Annotated in this window: 17 protein-coding genes and 1 pseudogene; 7 read left to right on the top strand and 11 right to left on the bottom strand. The window is 72.0% G+C overall.

All coding sequences use genetic code 11. The features are described 5' to 3' along the window. Positions 1-50 precede the first annotated feature (50 nt). The 3 genes and pseudogenes from SNOUR_RS48420 to SNOUR_RS46260 all read right to left on the bottom strand — a co-directional run. Positions 51-359, bottom strand: a pseudogene (locus tag SNOUR_RS48420) (alpha/beta hydrolase); the annotation flags it as partial. Beyond that, positions 260-526, bottom strand: a complete 267-nt coding sequence (locus SNOUR_RS48415) for a hypothetical protein (protein WP_067349472.1) — start codon at positions 524-526, stop codon at positions 260-262. The gene SNOUR_RS48415 and the pseudogene SNOUR_RS48420, both read right to left, overlap by 100 nt. A 43-nt stretch (positions 527-569) precedes the next feature. Next, entirely contained in the window at positions 570-725 is a 156-nt protein-coding gene (locus tag SNOUR_RS46260; protein ID WP_159425889.1) for a hypothetical protein, read from the bottom strand. A gap of 251 nt (positions 726-976) precedes the next feature. Here SNOUR_RS46260 and SNOUR_RS20970 point away from each other — a divergent pair, with 251 nt between their 5' ends. Next, positions 977-1,384 (top strand): hypothetical protein, encoded by a 408-nt coding sequence (locus SNOUR_RS20970; RefSeq protein WP_312633015.1) that lies wholly within the window; start codon positions 977-979, stop codon positions 1,382-1,384. A gap of 82 nt (positions 1,385-1,466) precedes the next feature. On the opposite strand, the gene SNOUR_RS20965 is transcribed toward SNOUR_RS20970, so the two are convergent. Next, positions 1,467-1,817 carry a hypothetical protein gene (locus tag SNOUR_RS20965; RefSeq protein WP_067349467.1) on the bottom strand — a complete coding sequence of 117 codons (351 nt, stop codon included), beginning with the start codon at positions 1,815-1,817 and terminating at the stop codon, positions 1,467-1,469. A 181-nt stretch (positions 1,818-1,998) separates the two neighbouring features. Next, on the bottom strand, positions 1,999-2,580 hold the full coding sequence (locus SNOUR_RS20960; RefSeq protein ID WP_067349465.1) for a LysM peptidoglycan-binding domain-containing protein: 582 nt from the start codon (positions 2,578-2,580) through the stop codon (positions 1,999-2,001). Positions 2,581-2,927: 347 nt separating this feature from the next. Between SNOUR_RS20960 and SNOUR_RS20955 the strand changes: the two genes are divergently transcribed. Next, positions 2,928-3,107, top strand: a complete 180-nt coding sequence (locus SNOUR_RS20955) for a DUF5708 family protein (protein ID WP_067349462.1) — start codon at positions 2,928-2,930, stop codon at positions 3,105-3,107. A 76-nt stretch (positions 3,108-3,183) separates the two neighbouring features. On the opposite strand, the gene SNOUR_RS20950 is transcribed toward SNOUR_RS20955, so the two are convergent. From SNOUR_RS20950 to SNOUR_RS20935, 4 genes are all read right to left on the bottom strand, one after another. Then, positions 3,184-4,440, bottom strand: a complete 1,257-nt coding sequence (locus tag SNOUR_RS20950) for a helix-turn-helix domain-containing protein (protein WP_079142807.1) — start codon at positions 4,438-4,440, stop codon at positions 3,184-3,186. Positions 4,441-5,497: 1,057 nt separating this feature from the next. Continuing rightward, positions 5,498-6,004, bottom strand: coding sequence for a DUF6344 domain-containing protein (locus SNOUR_RS44730; protein ID WP_067349458.1), 507 nt, complete (start codon positions 6,002-6,004; stop codon positions 5,498-5,500). A gap of 335 nt (positions 6,005-6,339) precedes the next feature. Continuing rightward, positions 6,340-6,777 (bottom strand): DUF5994 family protein, encoded by a 438-nt coding sequence (locus tag SNOUR_RS20940; RefSeq protein WP_067349456.1) that lies wholly within the window; start codon positions 6,775-6,777, stop codon positions 6,340-6,342. 130 nt (positions 6,778-6,907) lie between these two features. After that, on the bottom strand, positions 6,908-7,147 hold the full coding sequence (locus SNOUR_RS20935; RefSeq protein ID WP_067349453.1) for a hypothetical protein: 240 nt from the start codon (positions 7,145-7,147) through the stop codon (positions 6,908-6,910). A gap of 249 nt (positions 7,148-7,396) precedes the next feature. Here SNOUR_RS20935 and SNOUR_RS20930 point away from each other — a divergent pair, with 249 nt between their 5' ends. Beyond that, the gene (locus SNOUR_RS20930) at positions 7,397-7,852 is read left to right on the top strand and encodes a tellurite resistance TerB family protein (protein WP_067349451.1); all 456 of its coding nucleotides are present in this window, start codon (positions 7,397-7,399) and stop codon (positions 7,850-7,852) included. Between the two features lie 63 nt (positions 7,853-7,915). On the opposite strand, the gene SNOUR_RS20925 is transcribed toward SNOUR_RS20930, so the two are convergent. Next, positions 7,916-8,491 (bottom strand): TerD family protein, encoded by a 576-nt coding sequence (locus SNOUR_RS20925; RefSeq protein WP_039634923.1) that lies wholly within the window; start codon positions 8,489-8,491, stop codon positions 7,916-7,918. Positions 8,492-8,711: 220 nt separating this feature from the next. On the opposite strand from SNOUR_RS20925, the gene SNOUR_RS20920 reads away from it, so the two are divergent. The 4 genes from SNOUR_RS20920 to SNOUR_RS20905 all read left to right on the top strand — a co-directional run bounded on the left by SNOUR_RS20920 (position 8,712) and on the right by SNOUR_RS20905 (position 12,166). Continuing rightward, the gene (locus SNOUR_RS20920) at positions 8,712-9,188 is read left to right on the top strand and encodes a BlaI/MecI/CopY family transcriptional regulator (RefSeq protein WP_067358576.1); all 477 of its coding nucleotides are present in this window, start codon (positions 8,712-8,714) and stop codon (positions 9,186-9,188) included. A 3-nt stretch (positions 9,189-9,191) separates the two neighbouring features. Further along, on the top strand, positions 9,192-10,157 hold the full coding sequence (locus SNOUR_RS20915) for a M56 family metallopeptidase (protein WP_067349448.1): 966 nt from the start codon (positions 9,192-9,194) through the stop codon (positions 10,155-10,157). 146 nt (positions 10,158-10,303) lie between these two features. Continuing rightward, positions 10,304-10,552, top strand: coding sequence for a hypothetical protein (locus SNOUR_RS20910; protein WP_268934522.1), 249 nt, complete (start codon positions 10,304-10,306; stop codon positions 10,550-10,552). A 132-nt stretch (positions 10,553-10,684) separates the two neighbouring features. Next, on the top strand, positions 10,685-12,166 hold the full coding sequence (locus SNOUR_RS20905; protein WP_446677941.1) for an LCP family protein: 1,482 nt from the start codon (positions 10,685-10,687) through the stop codon (positions 12,164-12,166). A gap of 60 nt (positions 12,167-12,226) precedes the next feature. Here the strand turns inward: SNOUR_RS20905 and SNOUR_RS20900 are convergent, their stop codons facing one another. After that, the gene (locus tag SNOUR_RS20900; protein WP_067349445.1) at positions 12,227-12,511 is read right to left on the bottom strand and encodes a DUF1876 domain-containing protein; all 285 of its coding nucleotides are present in this window, start codon (positions 12,509-12,511) and stop codon (positions 12,227-12,229) included. Between the last annotated feature and the right edge of the window lie 13 nt (positions 12,512-12,524).

The raw sequence follows: 12,524 nt of genomic DNA, 5'->3' as shown, positions 1-12,524 counted from the left end.
GAAGGCGCGCACGGGGCCGGGTCGCCTCCGCACGACCCGGCCCCCGCGCCTCACCCGGCGCAGTACACGTCCTGCCGCGGCCGTCGGCCGTCCCGCAGGAACCCGGTCACCGCCCGGTTCCCGCACGCGTTGCCGTTCGCCAGGTACGCGCCGTGCCCGCCGTGGTCGACGGTCATCATGCGGGCCCGCCGCCCGAGCGCCGCCCGCATCTTCTTGGTACCGAAGTACGGCGTCGCCGGGTCACGGAGGTTCTGGATCGTCATGATGTCGGCCGGTCCCCGGTCGGTGATCCGGACAGGCGGGTCGGCCGGCCGGTCCTTCCAGAACGCGCAGGGCGTGATGTTCGACGGCTTCGGCGCCGGTCCAGCTCCGCGATGCCGCCGTCCGCCGCCGGCCAGGACCGCAGCGTCACCAACTCCCGGTCCCCGGCGGCCAGTCCGCAGCCGGCCCGCGCGCTGCCGCCCACCCCGCGCGGGTCGAAGCCGACCAGGTCGTAGGCGCCGGCCAGCTGCTGCCGCAGCGGCACCGGCAGTTCGGCGCACTCCTGTCCCGCCGGCCCGCCGGCGCGCTCACAGGACCGCCAGGTGAGTCGGGGCGCCGCCCCGCCGGCCCTCGTCCGCCGCCCGGGCGCCCGGCGCCACGGCGCTCACCGTCACCGCGACCATCGCCCCCGACAGCCCCAGCAGCACCAACCTCTGGGCCTTGAGACCCCTGTAACCCGTCATGTTTCCGTGCTCGTTGGCGTACTCGCCGCCCGCCCATCCGGCGGTCCGCCCACTCCTGGTGGGGTTTTCCCCCGCCTCGATCACCCGCCTCGGCCACCCGCCCGGGGCCGGCCGGGCGCCGGCGGGCTATTGGGCCACCCGGCTGAATATGGCCCGCGAGGGTTTGGCTCCCTGCGGGTTGTCGACAGCGCCGGCGGACAACCGCAGCACGATACGTCTGGGTTCAGCAGGCTGATCAGGCAAGGAGCGTCGTGAAAAGACTAGTGCAGGCGGGAACCGTCGCCGGGGCGTGCGGACTGGTGTTGTTCAGCACCGGGATCGCGCAGGCGCAGACCCTTCCGGACGATTCCCTGCTGTCCGCGGTGGCAGGCGCCGACCTCGGAACCGTCACCGGCATGATTTCCGGCGTGATGTGCAACAACCGCCTCGCCGACTTCAATTACAAGTCGCCGGCCACGAAGTCGCCGCACCCGTGCGTCAACGGGCCGGTCCGCAGCGGCAACAACAAGAACAGCAACAACTTCCTCAACCGCGGCAACCCCGTGGACAGCGGAAACATCGAGACCGCGAGCGGCTCGACCAACAGCCTCAACTCCGCGACGGGTTCGGAGAGCGGCAGCCGTAACGACACCTCCCGGATCCTCAAGATCCTTCACTGAGCCGTTCCGCTATCCGACAACAACACCTCAGGCCCCTGTTCTCCCGGGGCCTGAGGTGTTTTTGCGGCGCTGTGCCGTCAGCTCACAGGTGCAGACTGCCGCCCTGGCCAAGGTGCTGCTGGTGGTTGCCGCTGCCGGACTGGCTACCGTTCGCGGTGGAACCGGAGTTGTTGGCTCCGGCGCTGTTCGTGGGGCTTCCGCTGGAGGAGGGGTTCCCGTCGATCCGTACGTTCTCCGCGTTCTTGATGTTGCCGCTGTTCACCGGACCGTTGATGCAGAAACGCGCCCGGCCCTCGCAGCTGAACGAGGCGATGAATTTGTTGACGGTGTCACCGTTCGCGTTGAACGGACCGTCCCCCCAGGCATCCCAGGCCATGGCCGGCGACGCACCGCCACCCACCAGGAGCAGGCCGAAAAGACCCGCAACAGCCATCTTCTTGGGACTCGTTCTCTTCACAGTGTGGTCCTGCCCCTCGCGGTTGATAAACCCGCGGCCTTGCCTACCGGCAGTCCCCACATCGACCAAGCCTGGACAACGGCCGGTCTTCCGCTTTCACCCTGACCGACCACTGGATTCACCGTGACGGCCCCCCGATTGCGTCACCCCGTTCGCGTCACCCCCGCAGACGCAGGTTCTGCCCGGGGAAAATATGGTCCGGCCCGCGGCTCAGCCGCTCTTTGTTGAGGGAGTAGAGGGAGGAGGGGCCGCCGGGGGTGCGCGCACGGCGGGCGATGGCCGCGAGGCAGTCGCCGGGGCGGACGGTGTAGGCGTCGGCGGGGGCCGCGACGGTGTGGGAGACGGGGCGGACGCGCAGGAGGGCGCGGTCGGACGACGAGCTGCCCAGCCGGCCGCAGTTGGGCCAGGGGGCCAGACCGCGGTCCTGGGCGATCCGCTCGCCGATGGCGATCTGCTCGTCGCGGGTGGCGAGGTCGGCGCGGGCGGCATAGCGGACGCCGCCGTAGGCCCGCCAGGTGGCCGGGGAGATCTGGAGGCCGCCGTGGTAGCCGTTGCCGGTGTTGGCCTGCCAGTCGCCGCTGCTCTCGCAGGCGGCGATCTGGTCCCAGTCGGTGCCGGACGGCGGCGGCGGGCCGGCGAACGCGGGGCCCGCCGCAACCACCAGCAGCAGGAGGCAGAGCAGGCCCAGCGGTGTGGACGGGGTCGATCCGGCGGCGCGGCCGGCGAGCGGCGACGGCATGGCACTTCCTCCTGCATGCTCCAGCGGCGTCGCGGCGTCGTGCGCGCCACGACTGAGGGGCAGGCACCAGGAAACCCGCCGACGTGGCACACGGCAGTTCCAGGTGGGCCGAGGGGATGGCTTTTTCACCCGGGCGGGTCCCTGGCCGGGGGCGACGCGCGGAGCGTACGGCCAATTCCGGCCGCACGGCCGGGTATTCCCTGCCGGCGCCGGGGCGCGGCGTACAGAGAAAGTGGCAGACGGCGCCGGACCAAGTGCCTACCTGCGGATGATCCTTGCACCCGAGCGGGGCGGCAGGCTGGTGAGGTCAACCAACTCCGGCTCTGCGACGAGGGACGAGGAAATTCATGAAGGGCATTGTCGCCGGAATTCTGCTGGCGATCGTCGGCGTCATCCTGTGGCTCACCACCGAGCGAATAGAGACACCGGTGATCTCGCTGCACAAGGCCGGGCTCGTCCTGGCGATCGTCGGCGGGGCGGAAGCGCTGTTCGCCCTCATGGGTTTGGGAAAGAAGGAAAGCGAATAGGGCCGCCGCACGGCGCCGCGGGCCCGCCGAACCGCTCCGAACAGGGAATATCCCGATAAGTCGGTTCGGGTGGGCGTCAGTTCCGCATTTCGTAGAGTCCGGCCAGCCGTTCCCGGGCCCGATCGGCGTGCCGGTACGCCTGCGCCCGCCGGAACAGCTCGGCGGAATACCGGAAGTGCCCGGCCGCCCTTTCCCGGTCCCCCAGCCGCGCGCAGGCCGCCGCGATCTCGGAGAGCGCGGCGGCCTTCTCGTGGCACCGTCCGGAATCGGGCAGCGCGGACAGTTGCTCGCCCAGCACCCACACCCGGTCACGGTCGCCCGCGGATTCCGCGCAGACCGCCTCGGCGGTCCTCAGCCAGAGCGGGAAGTCCGCTTCCCGCGCCACCGAGGCGACGACCAGTCCGCGCTCCACGATGCTCCGCGCGGCCGTCGGCTCGCCGCGGTCGAGCAGCAGCAGCGCATGACGGCCGTTGACGGCCTCCCAGAGCCGGAAGCCGGCCGCGGGGGTGACCCGGCGCGCGGTCTCGGCCAGCAGCCCGGCCGCCCGGTCGGTCTCGCCGCGGTCCCACAGATCGAGCGCCCGGTACAGGGCGATCCCGGCCCGGGGCCCCGGCAGCACCCCGTCCGCCGGGCACTCCTGGGGGCCGGTGCCGGCCTCCAGCGCCCAGTGGGCACAGCCGCTCCAGTAGGCGCAGCGGGTCAGCGCGTCGAGCAGGTACCAGGAGTGGAAGGCACCCGTGGGCGCCTGGGCGTCGGCCGCCTCCAGGGAACCGGTGAGCGCGTAGCGCAACCCGTCCTGCACCCGGCCGGCGGCTTCCAGCAGGTCGGCCAGGGCGATCAGGCCGCGCAGCCGGGCCTCCGCGTGCGGGACGGGGGCGAGCGCGTCCAGCATGCGCAGCAGGACGGCCGCCCCTTCGTCGGCGCGGCCCAGCGCGCCCAGAATTTCCGCGATGGCGAGCTGGGACTCGGTGTACACGTCGTCGGGGCGACCGACCGGTTCGGTCCCGACCAGCGAACGGAATTCCCGCAGTGCCCCTTCGGGATCGCCGCCCTCCCAGCGGCGACGGGCCGCGACCAATCGACCGACCAGGTCGCGGCGGCGGACGCGGCCGGTGGATTCCGGCCGCTCGGCCACGCCGGATATGTCCGCCGTGCCGACGCCGAGTCGCGCGGCCAGGATCTTGAGGGCGCGGCCACTGGGAATACGCTTGCCACGCTCGACAAGGGAGATGTAGCTGGCGGAAACGTCGGCCCCGGCGAGTTCGTGCTGGGTCATTCCCGCGCTGACCCGGAGCTCCTTGATTCGCCGCCCGGTGTCCACCGGCTCAGGCATGCGACAAACCCCTCGGATTGCGAACAGTTGAGGACTCCGGCCGGATCTCCACGTCGCCGAGTCGCAAGGAATGCGCGCACCTTACCAAGCAGTCAACAGGAAGTCGATACGGATTCCGTCGCCTCCGCCGGACCGCACGCCGCCGCCGAACAACCCTTTTTCCATTGGTGTCCGGATTACCAAGCGCGGGGGAAGACCAGGGAATAACCTCGCACCTCATCGAAAATACCGGCTGGCCGGTCGAATAAGCCCCCGGGCATGCCAATGCGCCGTCCATTCCCGGACGGCTACGTCTACGAGAAACGCGACACGGTCGCGCCGCCACCCCCGAAGTGCCGCACGGCGGCGGGCTTCTGCCGCCCGACGTGCGGTGCCATGTGACCCGTCGCGACGACACGGTCGCCTGCCCGGCGCGCTCGGCGCCGTCGCGGTGCGCTCCACGGTCGACTCGGCCGGCGAGGCTCCGCTCGCCCGGCGCCGGGACCGATCCCGGTCGCGGAGTCCGAACGGCCTTCCGCCGTACGCCGTTTCACGTGAAACCCGCGGATTCCGGCCGTCTACCGGTTCCTGCGGCGGCCTCTCGTGTCCGGCCGGCGGGTCTCGTCCCGTCGTCCCGTCGACGTCGAACGCAACGTCACATCAAAGTCTGTGGGTACTGCCGTGGCTATTTCTGTGGGTACTGCTGTCGGTACTGCCGTGGGTGCCGCTGCGAGTGCTTCTGCGGCTGCCGCCGTGGGTGTCGCGGTCGGTATCGCTGCGGGTGCTGCACGAGCGCCGCCCGGCAACTGCCGTGGTCGCCGCGTCGGATTCCGCTTCGGATAGCGCTTCAGGTGCTGCTGTCGTGGATGCTGCCGCGGGTCCTGGCTCAGGCCCTGCGTCGACCCCTGCTCCCGCGCCTGCTCCTGTGCTCAGTCGTGTGCGTCCCGACGCCTGCTGGTGATGCCGGTACCGGCGGGTGCGAACGGGTGCGGCGGGTCGGTCGACCTGGTGCCGCCGGTGTACCGCAGCGGGCGGTGCGATGCGTCGTGAAGTCGACGCACAGACGCGCGGAGGCGGCTCAGGCGGCACGGGCGGTGGTGTGCTCGCGGCGACGGGCCGCCGGAATGGCCGCGGAGAGCGGGGCGGTGGCGAAGTACGCCTCGGCGCCGTACGACGTGGCACGGAGCGCCCGGGAACCGGTGATGCGGCCGACGCGGGAGGTGGGGGAGGCACCGTGGGCCTCGGCGCGGATGCGCTGCTTGAGGGTGGGCGGCAGCATCGGCAGCGGGATCCGGCAGCGGACGGACCCCTCCTGGCCGTACCGGGGCGCGGGGCGCGCGGCGGGCACGAAGGGCCTGGCCGCCTGCACGGCAGGGGGCAGTGGTCCCGGATCGTGACCGGGTTCGGCGCCGTCCAGCGCCTCGGGGCCGTCCGTGCCCGGGGCGGCGCTGCCCAGGGTCCGCTCGTAGAGCGCGGCGTCCCGGCGGGCCGCGGACGCGGCGGGGGAGACGCCCAGTGATGCCAGCAGTCTGCCGAGGACGGCCAGGCAGGCCGCCCAGAACTTCATGACCTTGGTCGCAGCCATGATTCCTCACTTTCGGTGGGGACCCCGGGGAGGGATCCACGCGTTCCTTCTGTTGCGTTTTCTTATGATGAGTACGCAATGGGAGGATTCACGGACCGACGCCCCCGGATCGGCGTTCTTCCGATGAACACCACCCGTCCGCCGTAACGGCAGCCGGAAAGCCCCAGGCCGTGGGGAGATCGGGGCATGCCGAGCGGCCCGGTCGGGGCCGTTGCGGGGGCGGTGGAGCGGGGTCTGCGGATGCGCGCATCGGACTCCCGGGGTATGCCGGTGTTCGACGGTGCGGCGCCGGACGCGGCCGGCCGTGCGGCATGTGAGGTGGCGTCAGCGCGCGGTCAGGCCGGTGTCGGCGTCCCGGTCCGCGCCATCTCCGCCATCGCCCGGACCGCGTCGGGCTCCGGGGTCGCCGGCGGCAGGATCAGCAGGTCCCAGCGGCCGTGACCGGCGGAGACCAGGCAGACGGTGTCGGGGCCGGGGCGGTTGGCGGTGTGGCGCAGCCGGACGACGTGGCCGGCGACGAGGATCCGGCCGGGCAGCGCGGCCCAGCCGGGGCCGTTCACCGTGGCATGGGTGATCCGCGGCCAGTCGAAGGGCAACGCGGCCAGCAGTTCGGGGAGTTCGGAGACCAGGTCGGTGGAGTGCGGCCACCACACCCCGTCGATCCGTCGGGCCACCTCACCGTGCGGGGCGATGGCCAGCCGGGCCACCGGCGGTGGCGCGTGGTGCCGCGCGGAGCGGGGGCGCGGGGAGCGGCCCTCGGGGGCGGTGGTCATACGGCGCTCCTGACGCAACGGGTGGCGACCGCGACGACCGCGGGCGCCGGGGGCGGAAGGGGCCGGGGAGAGCCTGTCGTTGCGGGGCCGTGGTCGGGCGACGGGCGGGCGGGGCCGGTGGCCGGGGTGCTCACCGGTCGTCGCCCGGCTCCCGGGAAGGCGGCGGTCCCGTGGTGCGCGTCCCGGGGCCGGCACCGTGCGCGTGCTTGTGCAGCCGCTGCTGGAACGACTCCTTCATGTGCGCGTACCGGTGCGGGGTGGGACGACCGACCGTCTGGGCGTTGACCCTGATGAGGAACAGCACGCCCATCGCGATCAGGGCCAGCAGCACGAGCACGGACAAGAAGGTCTGCATGGCGCTCACCCGCATACTCCCGGGCGTCCCGTATGCCGGCATCCCGGGCGATCTCGGAAACTCTTCGCTCTCTGGTGGTTTCTCCACCGTACTCCGCACTCTGCGGGCATATCGCGCCAAAGCTGGCCATGACGACAGGGGGCGGCATCCGCACACCTTCTACAGGGCTGTAGATTTTACTTCCGCATGACCAAACTCATGCCTGAAGCATGCCCAGGACCCGCCCTCCGCATGCTCACCGCACGACCAGCCGAGGAGATTCACGTGGCACTGTGGGACCGGATCAAGGACTCCGCGCAGACGATGCAGAACCAGCTCGTCGCCAAGAAGAACGACCTCAAGAGCGGCGCCTTCCGCGACGCGAGCATGGCGATGTGCGCCCTGGTGGCCGCCGCGGACGGGGTCGTCGACCCGTCCGAGCGGCGACGGGTGGCGCAGCTGATCGCCACCAACGAGGTGCTGCAGAACTTCCCGGCCGAGGACCTCCGGGTCCGCTTCGAGGGCTGCCTGGACAAGCTCGCCGCCGACTTCGACTTCGGCAAGGTCGCGCTGATGCAGGAGATCGGGAAGGTGAAGAAGAAGCCGGTGGAGGCGCGGGCGGTGGTCCAGATCGGCATCGTCATCGGCGGCGCGGACGGCGACTTCGACCCGACCGAGCGCGCCGTGGTGCGCGAGGTGTGCTTCGCGCTGGGGATCACTCCGGCCGAGTTCGACGTCTGAGCACGGGCGGAGCGGGCGGGGGAGCGGGGGCCGCGGCGCCCCGCCTCCCCCGGGGCGCGGGCGTCAGACGTTGACGCCGAAGTCCGCCGCGATGCCCGCCAGCCCGGAGGCGTACCCCTGGCCCACGGCGCGGAACTTCCACTCCCCGTTGTGCCGGTAGAGCTCGCCGAAGACCATCGCGGTCTCGGTCGAGGCGTCCTCCGTCAGGTCGTAGCGGGCCAGTTCGGCGCCGCCCTGCTGGTTGACGACGCGGATGTAGGCGTTGCGCACCTGACCGAAGTTCTGGCCGCGGCTCTGCGCGTCGTGGATGGAGACCGGGAAGACGATCTTCGTGATCTCGGCCGGGACGCCGTCCAGCGTGACGTCGACGGTCTCGTCGTCGCCGTCGCCCGCACCGGTCAGGTTGTCGCCGGTGTGCCGCACCGAGCCGTCCGGGCTGGTGAGGTTGTTGTAGAAGACGAAGTGCTGGTCGGAGGCGACCTTGCCGGTGTCGGTGCACAGCAGCGCGCTGGCGTCGAGGTCGTAGTCGGCGCCGGTGGTCGTCCGCACGTCCCAGCCGAGGCCGATCGAGACCGCGGTCAGACCGGGTGCCTCCTTCGTCAGCGAGACGTTGCCGCCCTTGGCCAGCGAGACTCCCATGGCTTCCCTCCAGGTGGTGGCCGGTGCCGGTTGCCGTGGACCGTCTCCGGCGGTGAACTGGTACCCGGCGGAAAAACTACAGGAGTGTAGAAGGAAGCCGTCGGTGAGCGACGCCGACGGGTGCAACCCGCCGGACGGCCCGGAGGCCGCGGCGGTCGCCGCCGTAAAATGCCCCGGCGTCCCCGCCCGTGGGGCGCCCGGCGCGACGGGAGGCGACGACATGGGCGGAACACCCTTCGGCAAGGCCCTCGGCGGAAGCGGGCGGGAGCGGGCCCGACGCGGACAGGGCCAGTTGGAGGCCCAGGTGCTGGCCGCACTGCACCACGCGCCCGGACCGGCCACCGCCGCCTGGGTCCAGGAGCGCCTCGGCGACGATCTCGCCTACACCACGGTGATGACGATCCTGTCCCGGCTGCACGCCAAGGGGGCGGTCACCCGGGAACGCGCCGGCCGGGCCTACGCATGGACCCCCGCGGCCGACGAGGCCGGGCTCGCCGCGCTGCGGATGCGCCGCGTCCTGGACAGCGAACCGGACCGGGACGCCGTGCTGACCAGCTTCGTCTCCGCGCTCTCGGCGCACGACGAGGAAGTGCTGCGCAGCCTTCTGGCCCGCGCCGAGGACGACGACGACGGCGCCCCGGACCCGGCCCCCGGTACGGGCCGCGCGGACGCCTCGGACGAAGCGCGCGGAGGGTGACCGGTGGGCGTCTTCGTCTTCCTGCCGCTCGTCCTTCCGCTGTCCGCCCTGCCGATCGCCCGGCTCGCGGAACAGCACCTCCATCCCCGGGTCACCACCCGCCTGTTGACCCTGCTGGCCGTGGTCCTCGGCGTGTGCAGCACGCTCTGCCTGGGGCTGCTGGTGGTCGTCGGCACGGCCCAACTGCCCGGCAATCCGCTGCCGGACGGCTGGTCGGACCCGGAGGTACGGGCCGCGGTCCCCCACGCCGAGGTGGCCGGCATCGCGGCGATCCTCGTGCTGTCCGCCGCCCTCGTGGTGTGCGGCACCGCGCTGCGCCGCGCCCACCGGATCCGGGAGCGGGCCCACCGCGCGCTGGACGTCCTGCCGTCCGGCGCCGATCCGGCGGTGCTGCCGGACGACGCCCCGTACGCCTACGCGGTGCCCGGCACCCCCGCGCGGCCTGGTCGGCCGGCCCGGCCCGGCCGGATCGCGGTCTCCCGGGGCATGTTGGGCAGCCTGGACGGCGACGAGCGGCGCGCCCTGCTGGCCCACGAGCGCGCGCATCTGCACTGTCGTCACCACCGCTATCTGCTCGCCGTCCGGCTGGCCGGGTGCGTCAACCCACTGCTGCTGCCGCTGCGTTCGGCGGTCGCCTTCAGCGCCGAGCGGTGGGCGGACGAGGAGGCGGCACGGGCGGTGGGCGACCGGCGGCTGACCGCCCGGGCGGTGGGGAAGGCCGCGCTGATCTCGCGGCCCGCGCCGTACCCGGGAGCGGTGCAGTTCGCCTCGCCCGAACCGGGGCCGGTGCCACGGCGGGTGGCGGCGCTGCTCGGTCCGGTGCCGTCGGCGCGCACCTGGCCGCCGGCGCTGACCCCGGCGGGGCTGGCCGCGCTGGTCGCGGCGGCCGGCACGGCGGCCTCCGCGCTCTCCGCACTGAACGCATCGGTCGCTCTGTTCCTCGTTCTGAAGGCAGCGACGCCGTGGTGAGGGCACACTGATCCCGGACTCTCCAGCTCGCCACGCGGCGGATATCTTTTTGTGATCCGGTGCACACCAAACAACTTCTACAGCGTTGTAGAAGTTGCCGGTAGGGTTGCGGCTGACATGCGCAACGGGCGCTGCCGGAGGGGGAGATGGCGACGAGGTGCGGACCCCTGACCTGGGACAACCCGCCTCCAGAGGCGGAGGTGCGATGGGTCTACCAACCGGTAGAGGTCCAATATCCGGACGGCGCCTGGGAATTGGGCCGGATCAGTGCCTGGTGGACGGACGGCGCAGGCGACCAGTGGTGCCTGCTGCGCACCGTCGCCGGCGGCAGCCGTCCCCAGTGGCTCCGCTACGACCCGGAATCCGTACGGCTGCTGCCCACCGAGGGCATCTGACCCACCGGTGCGGGCCGCCGCCCCGCGGCCCCCGGCCGGCCCCGCCGCCCGCCGGCACCGCGCCCTCCCCCGTGACCGCGCACACCTCCACCCAGCAAGACCAGCTCCAGAAGGACCAGAAGGGCCATCGGCGTGCATGACAGGACGACGCACAGGCAGGCGGCCCGGCGGGGCAACGGGAACGGCCGGGGTCCGGCGGAGGAAAGCGGCGAGCGTGCCACGGGCGGCCGCGCCGAGCGGCGGCGGGCCGGCGGTTCCGGCAAGCCCGGGAAGACCCGGATGACCCGGCGCGGCCGGATCGTGGCCTGGACCGGCGGGGTGGTCGGCGTGCTCCTGCTGGGCACGGCCGGGACCGGCGTGTGGGTGTACCAGCACCTCAACGGCAACATCCACGGCGCGGACGTGAACAGCGAACTGGGCGGCGACCGGCCGGTCAACCTCAGCCCCGGCTCCAAGAACATCCTGGTCGTCGGCTCCGACAGCCGGGCCGGCACCGGCGGGAAGTACGGCAGCGGCCTGACCACCATGCAGTCGGACACGCTGATGGTGCTGCACATCTCCGCCGACCACAAATGGGCCACCGCGGTGTCCTTCCCGCGCGACTCCTGGGTGCCGATCCCCGCGTGCGACAAGGGCGACGGCACGCAGTCCGCCCCGCACCACTTCAAGATCAACGAGGCGTACACCATCGGTGGCCTCAGCGGAGACGTCGCCAAGGCGGCGGCGTGCAGCATCAAGACCGTCGAGAAGAACACCGGGCTGCGCATCGACCACTTCGTCTCGGTCGACTTCCAGGGCTTCAAGGGCATGGTCAACGCGCTCGGCGGCATCGAGGTCTGCCCCAAGCACGCCATCCACGACAAGAAGGCCCACCTCGACCTGGAGGCCGGCTGCCAGAACATCCAGGACGAGAAGGCGCTCGGCTACGTCCGCACCCGCTACAGCGTCGGCGACGGCTCCGACCTCGGCCGGATCGGCCGCCAGCAGGAGTTCATGAAGGCGCTGGGCAAGAAGGCGCAGGAGAAACTGACCAGCCCCACCGCTCTCTACGGCTTCCTCGACTCGGCGACCAAGTCGCTGACCACCGACACGGGCCTGGACAGCATCAACGCGCTCACCAGCCTTGCCTCGACGGTCAAGGACATCCCCTCCGACCGCCTCACCTTCCTCACCGTCCCCACCTATCCGCGTGAGGCGGACGTCCCCACCGACAAGGCCAACGTGGTCTGGCAGTATCCGCAGGCCGCCGAGCTGTTCGGCGACCTCGCCCACGACCGGGAGATCGGCGCCGCCGGGAAGCAGAAGTTCGCCGACGCCCAGAAGAACCCGGTGACCGCACGCTCCGTCCGGGTGCGGGTGCTCAACGGCACCGTCACCAAGGGCCTCGCCGCGGACGTCGCCCAGAAGCTGCGGCAGCTCGGCTTCACCGTCGTCTTCACCGACAACGGCCCGAGCACCGACACGACCACGGTCAGCTACCCGCCCGGCCTCAAGACCCAGGCCGAGGTGCTCGCCGGACGGCTGCCCGGCACCAAGACGAAGGAGTCGGCGCAGGCCGTGCCGGGTGCGGTGACGCTCACGGTCGGTCCGGACTTCTCGGCGAAGGCCGGCTGACGCACGCGGACGCCCGGGCGGACGGCGACCGGCCCGCCCGGGCGCGGTATCGCCGTCCCCTCAGGCGTGCAGCCGCTCTACGGGGCGCGCGGTGCGCACCTCGATGTCGTGTGCGGCGCGGCTGAGCAGCTGATGGCTGAGATCCGACAGCGCCCGTGCCACCGCCAACTCGTCCCCGATGGCGGGGACGTTCTCGTCCGTCGGATTGCACCTGGCGGTTCCTGCGCCGACGATCTGTCCGCCCTCCTTGCCGCGCAGCCGGGCCTCGGCCTTCACCTCGCTGCCGGTCTCGACGATGCTGATCTCGGTGTTCCACGTCTTCGTACGCTCACCCGTGCCGGTCACCGGAAGCCTCCTC

Source organism: Streptomyces noursei ATCC 11455 (assembly GCF_001704275.1).
GTDB classification, from domain to species: domain Bacteria; phylum Actinomycetota; class Actinomycetes; order Streptomycetales; family Streptomycetaceae; genus Streptomyces; species Streptomyces noursei.
Note: the sequence above shows the minus strand (reverse complement) of the source record. Positions and strands in the feature narration are given on the sequence as shown.

Excerpts from the sequence above, each read along its gene's own strand:
- SNOUR_RS46260 (WP_159425889.1), bottom strand. The coding sequence starts at position 725 with ATGACGGGTTACAGGGGTCTCAAGGCCCAGAGGTTGGTGCTGCTGGGG.
- SNOUR_RS20965 (WP_067349467.1), bottom strand. The coding sequence starts at position 1,817 with ATGGCTGTTGCGGGTCTTTTCGGCCTGCTCCTGGTGGGTGGCGGTGCG.
- SNOUR_RS20960 (WP_067349465.1), bottom strand. The coding sequence starts at position 2,580 with ATGCCGTCGCCGCTCGCCGGCCGCGCCGCCGGATCGACCCCGTCCACA.
- SNOUR_RS20955 (WP_067349462.1), top strand. The coding sequence starts at position 2,928 with ATGAAGGGCATTGTCGCCGGAATTCTGCTGGCGATCGTCGGCGTCATC.
- SNOUR_RS20950 (WP_079142807.1), bottom strand. The coding sequence starts at position 4,440 with ATGCCTGAGCCGGTGGACACCGGGCGGCGAATCAAGGAGCTCCGGGTC.
- SNOUR_RS44730 (WP_067349458.1), bottom strand. The coding sequence starts at position 6,004 with ATGGCTGCGACCAAGGTCATGAAGTTCTGGGCGGCCTGCCTGGCCGTC.
- SNOUR_RS20940 (WP_067349456.1), bottom strand. The coding sequence starts at position 6,777 with ATGACCACCGCCCCCGAGGGCCGCTCCCCGCGCCCCCGCTCCGCGCGG.
- SNOUR_RS20935 (WP_067349453.1), bottom strand. The coding sequence starts at position 7,147 with ATGCGGGTGAGCGCCATGCAGACCTTCTTGTCCGTGCTCGTGCTGCTG.
- SNOUR_RS20925 (WP_039634923.1), bottom strand. The coding sequence starts at position 8,491 with ATGGGAGTCTCGCTGGCCAAGGGCGGCAACGTCTCGCTGACGAAGGAG.
- SNOUR_RS20920 (WP_067358576.1), top strand. The coding sequence starts at position 8,712 with ATGGGCGGAACACCCTTCGGCAAGGCCCTCGGCGGAAGCGGGCGGGAG.
- SNOUR_RS20910 (WP_268934522.1), top strand. The coding sequence starts at position 10,304 with ATGGCGACGAGGTGCGGACCCCTGACCTGGGACAACCCGCCTCCAGAG.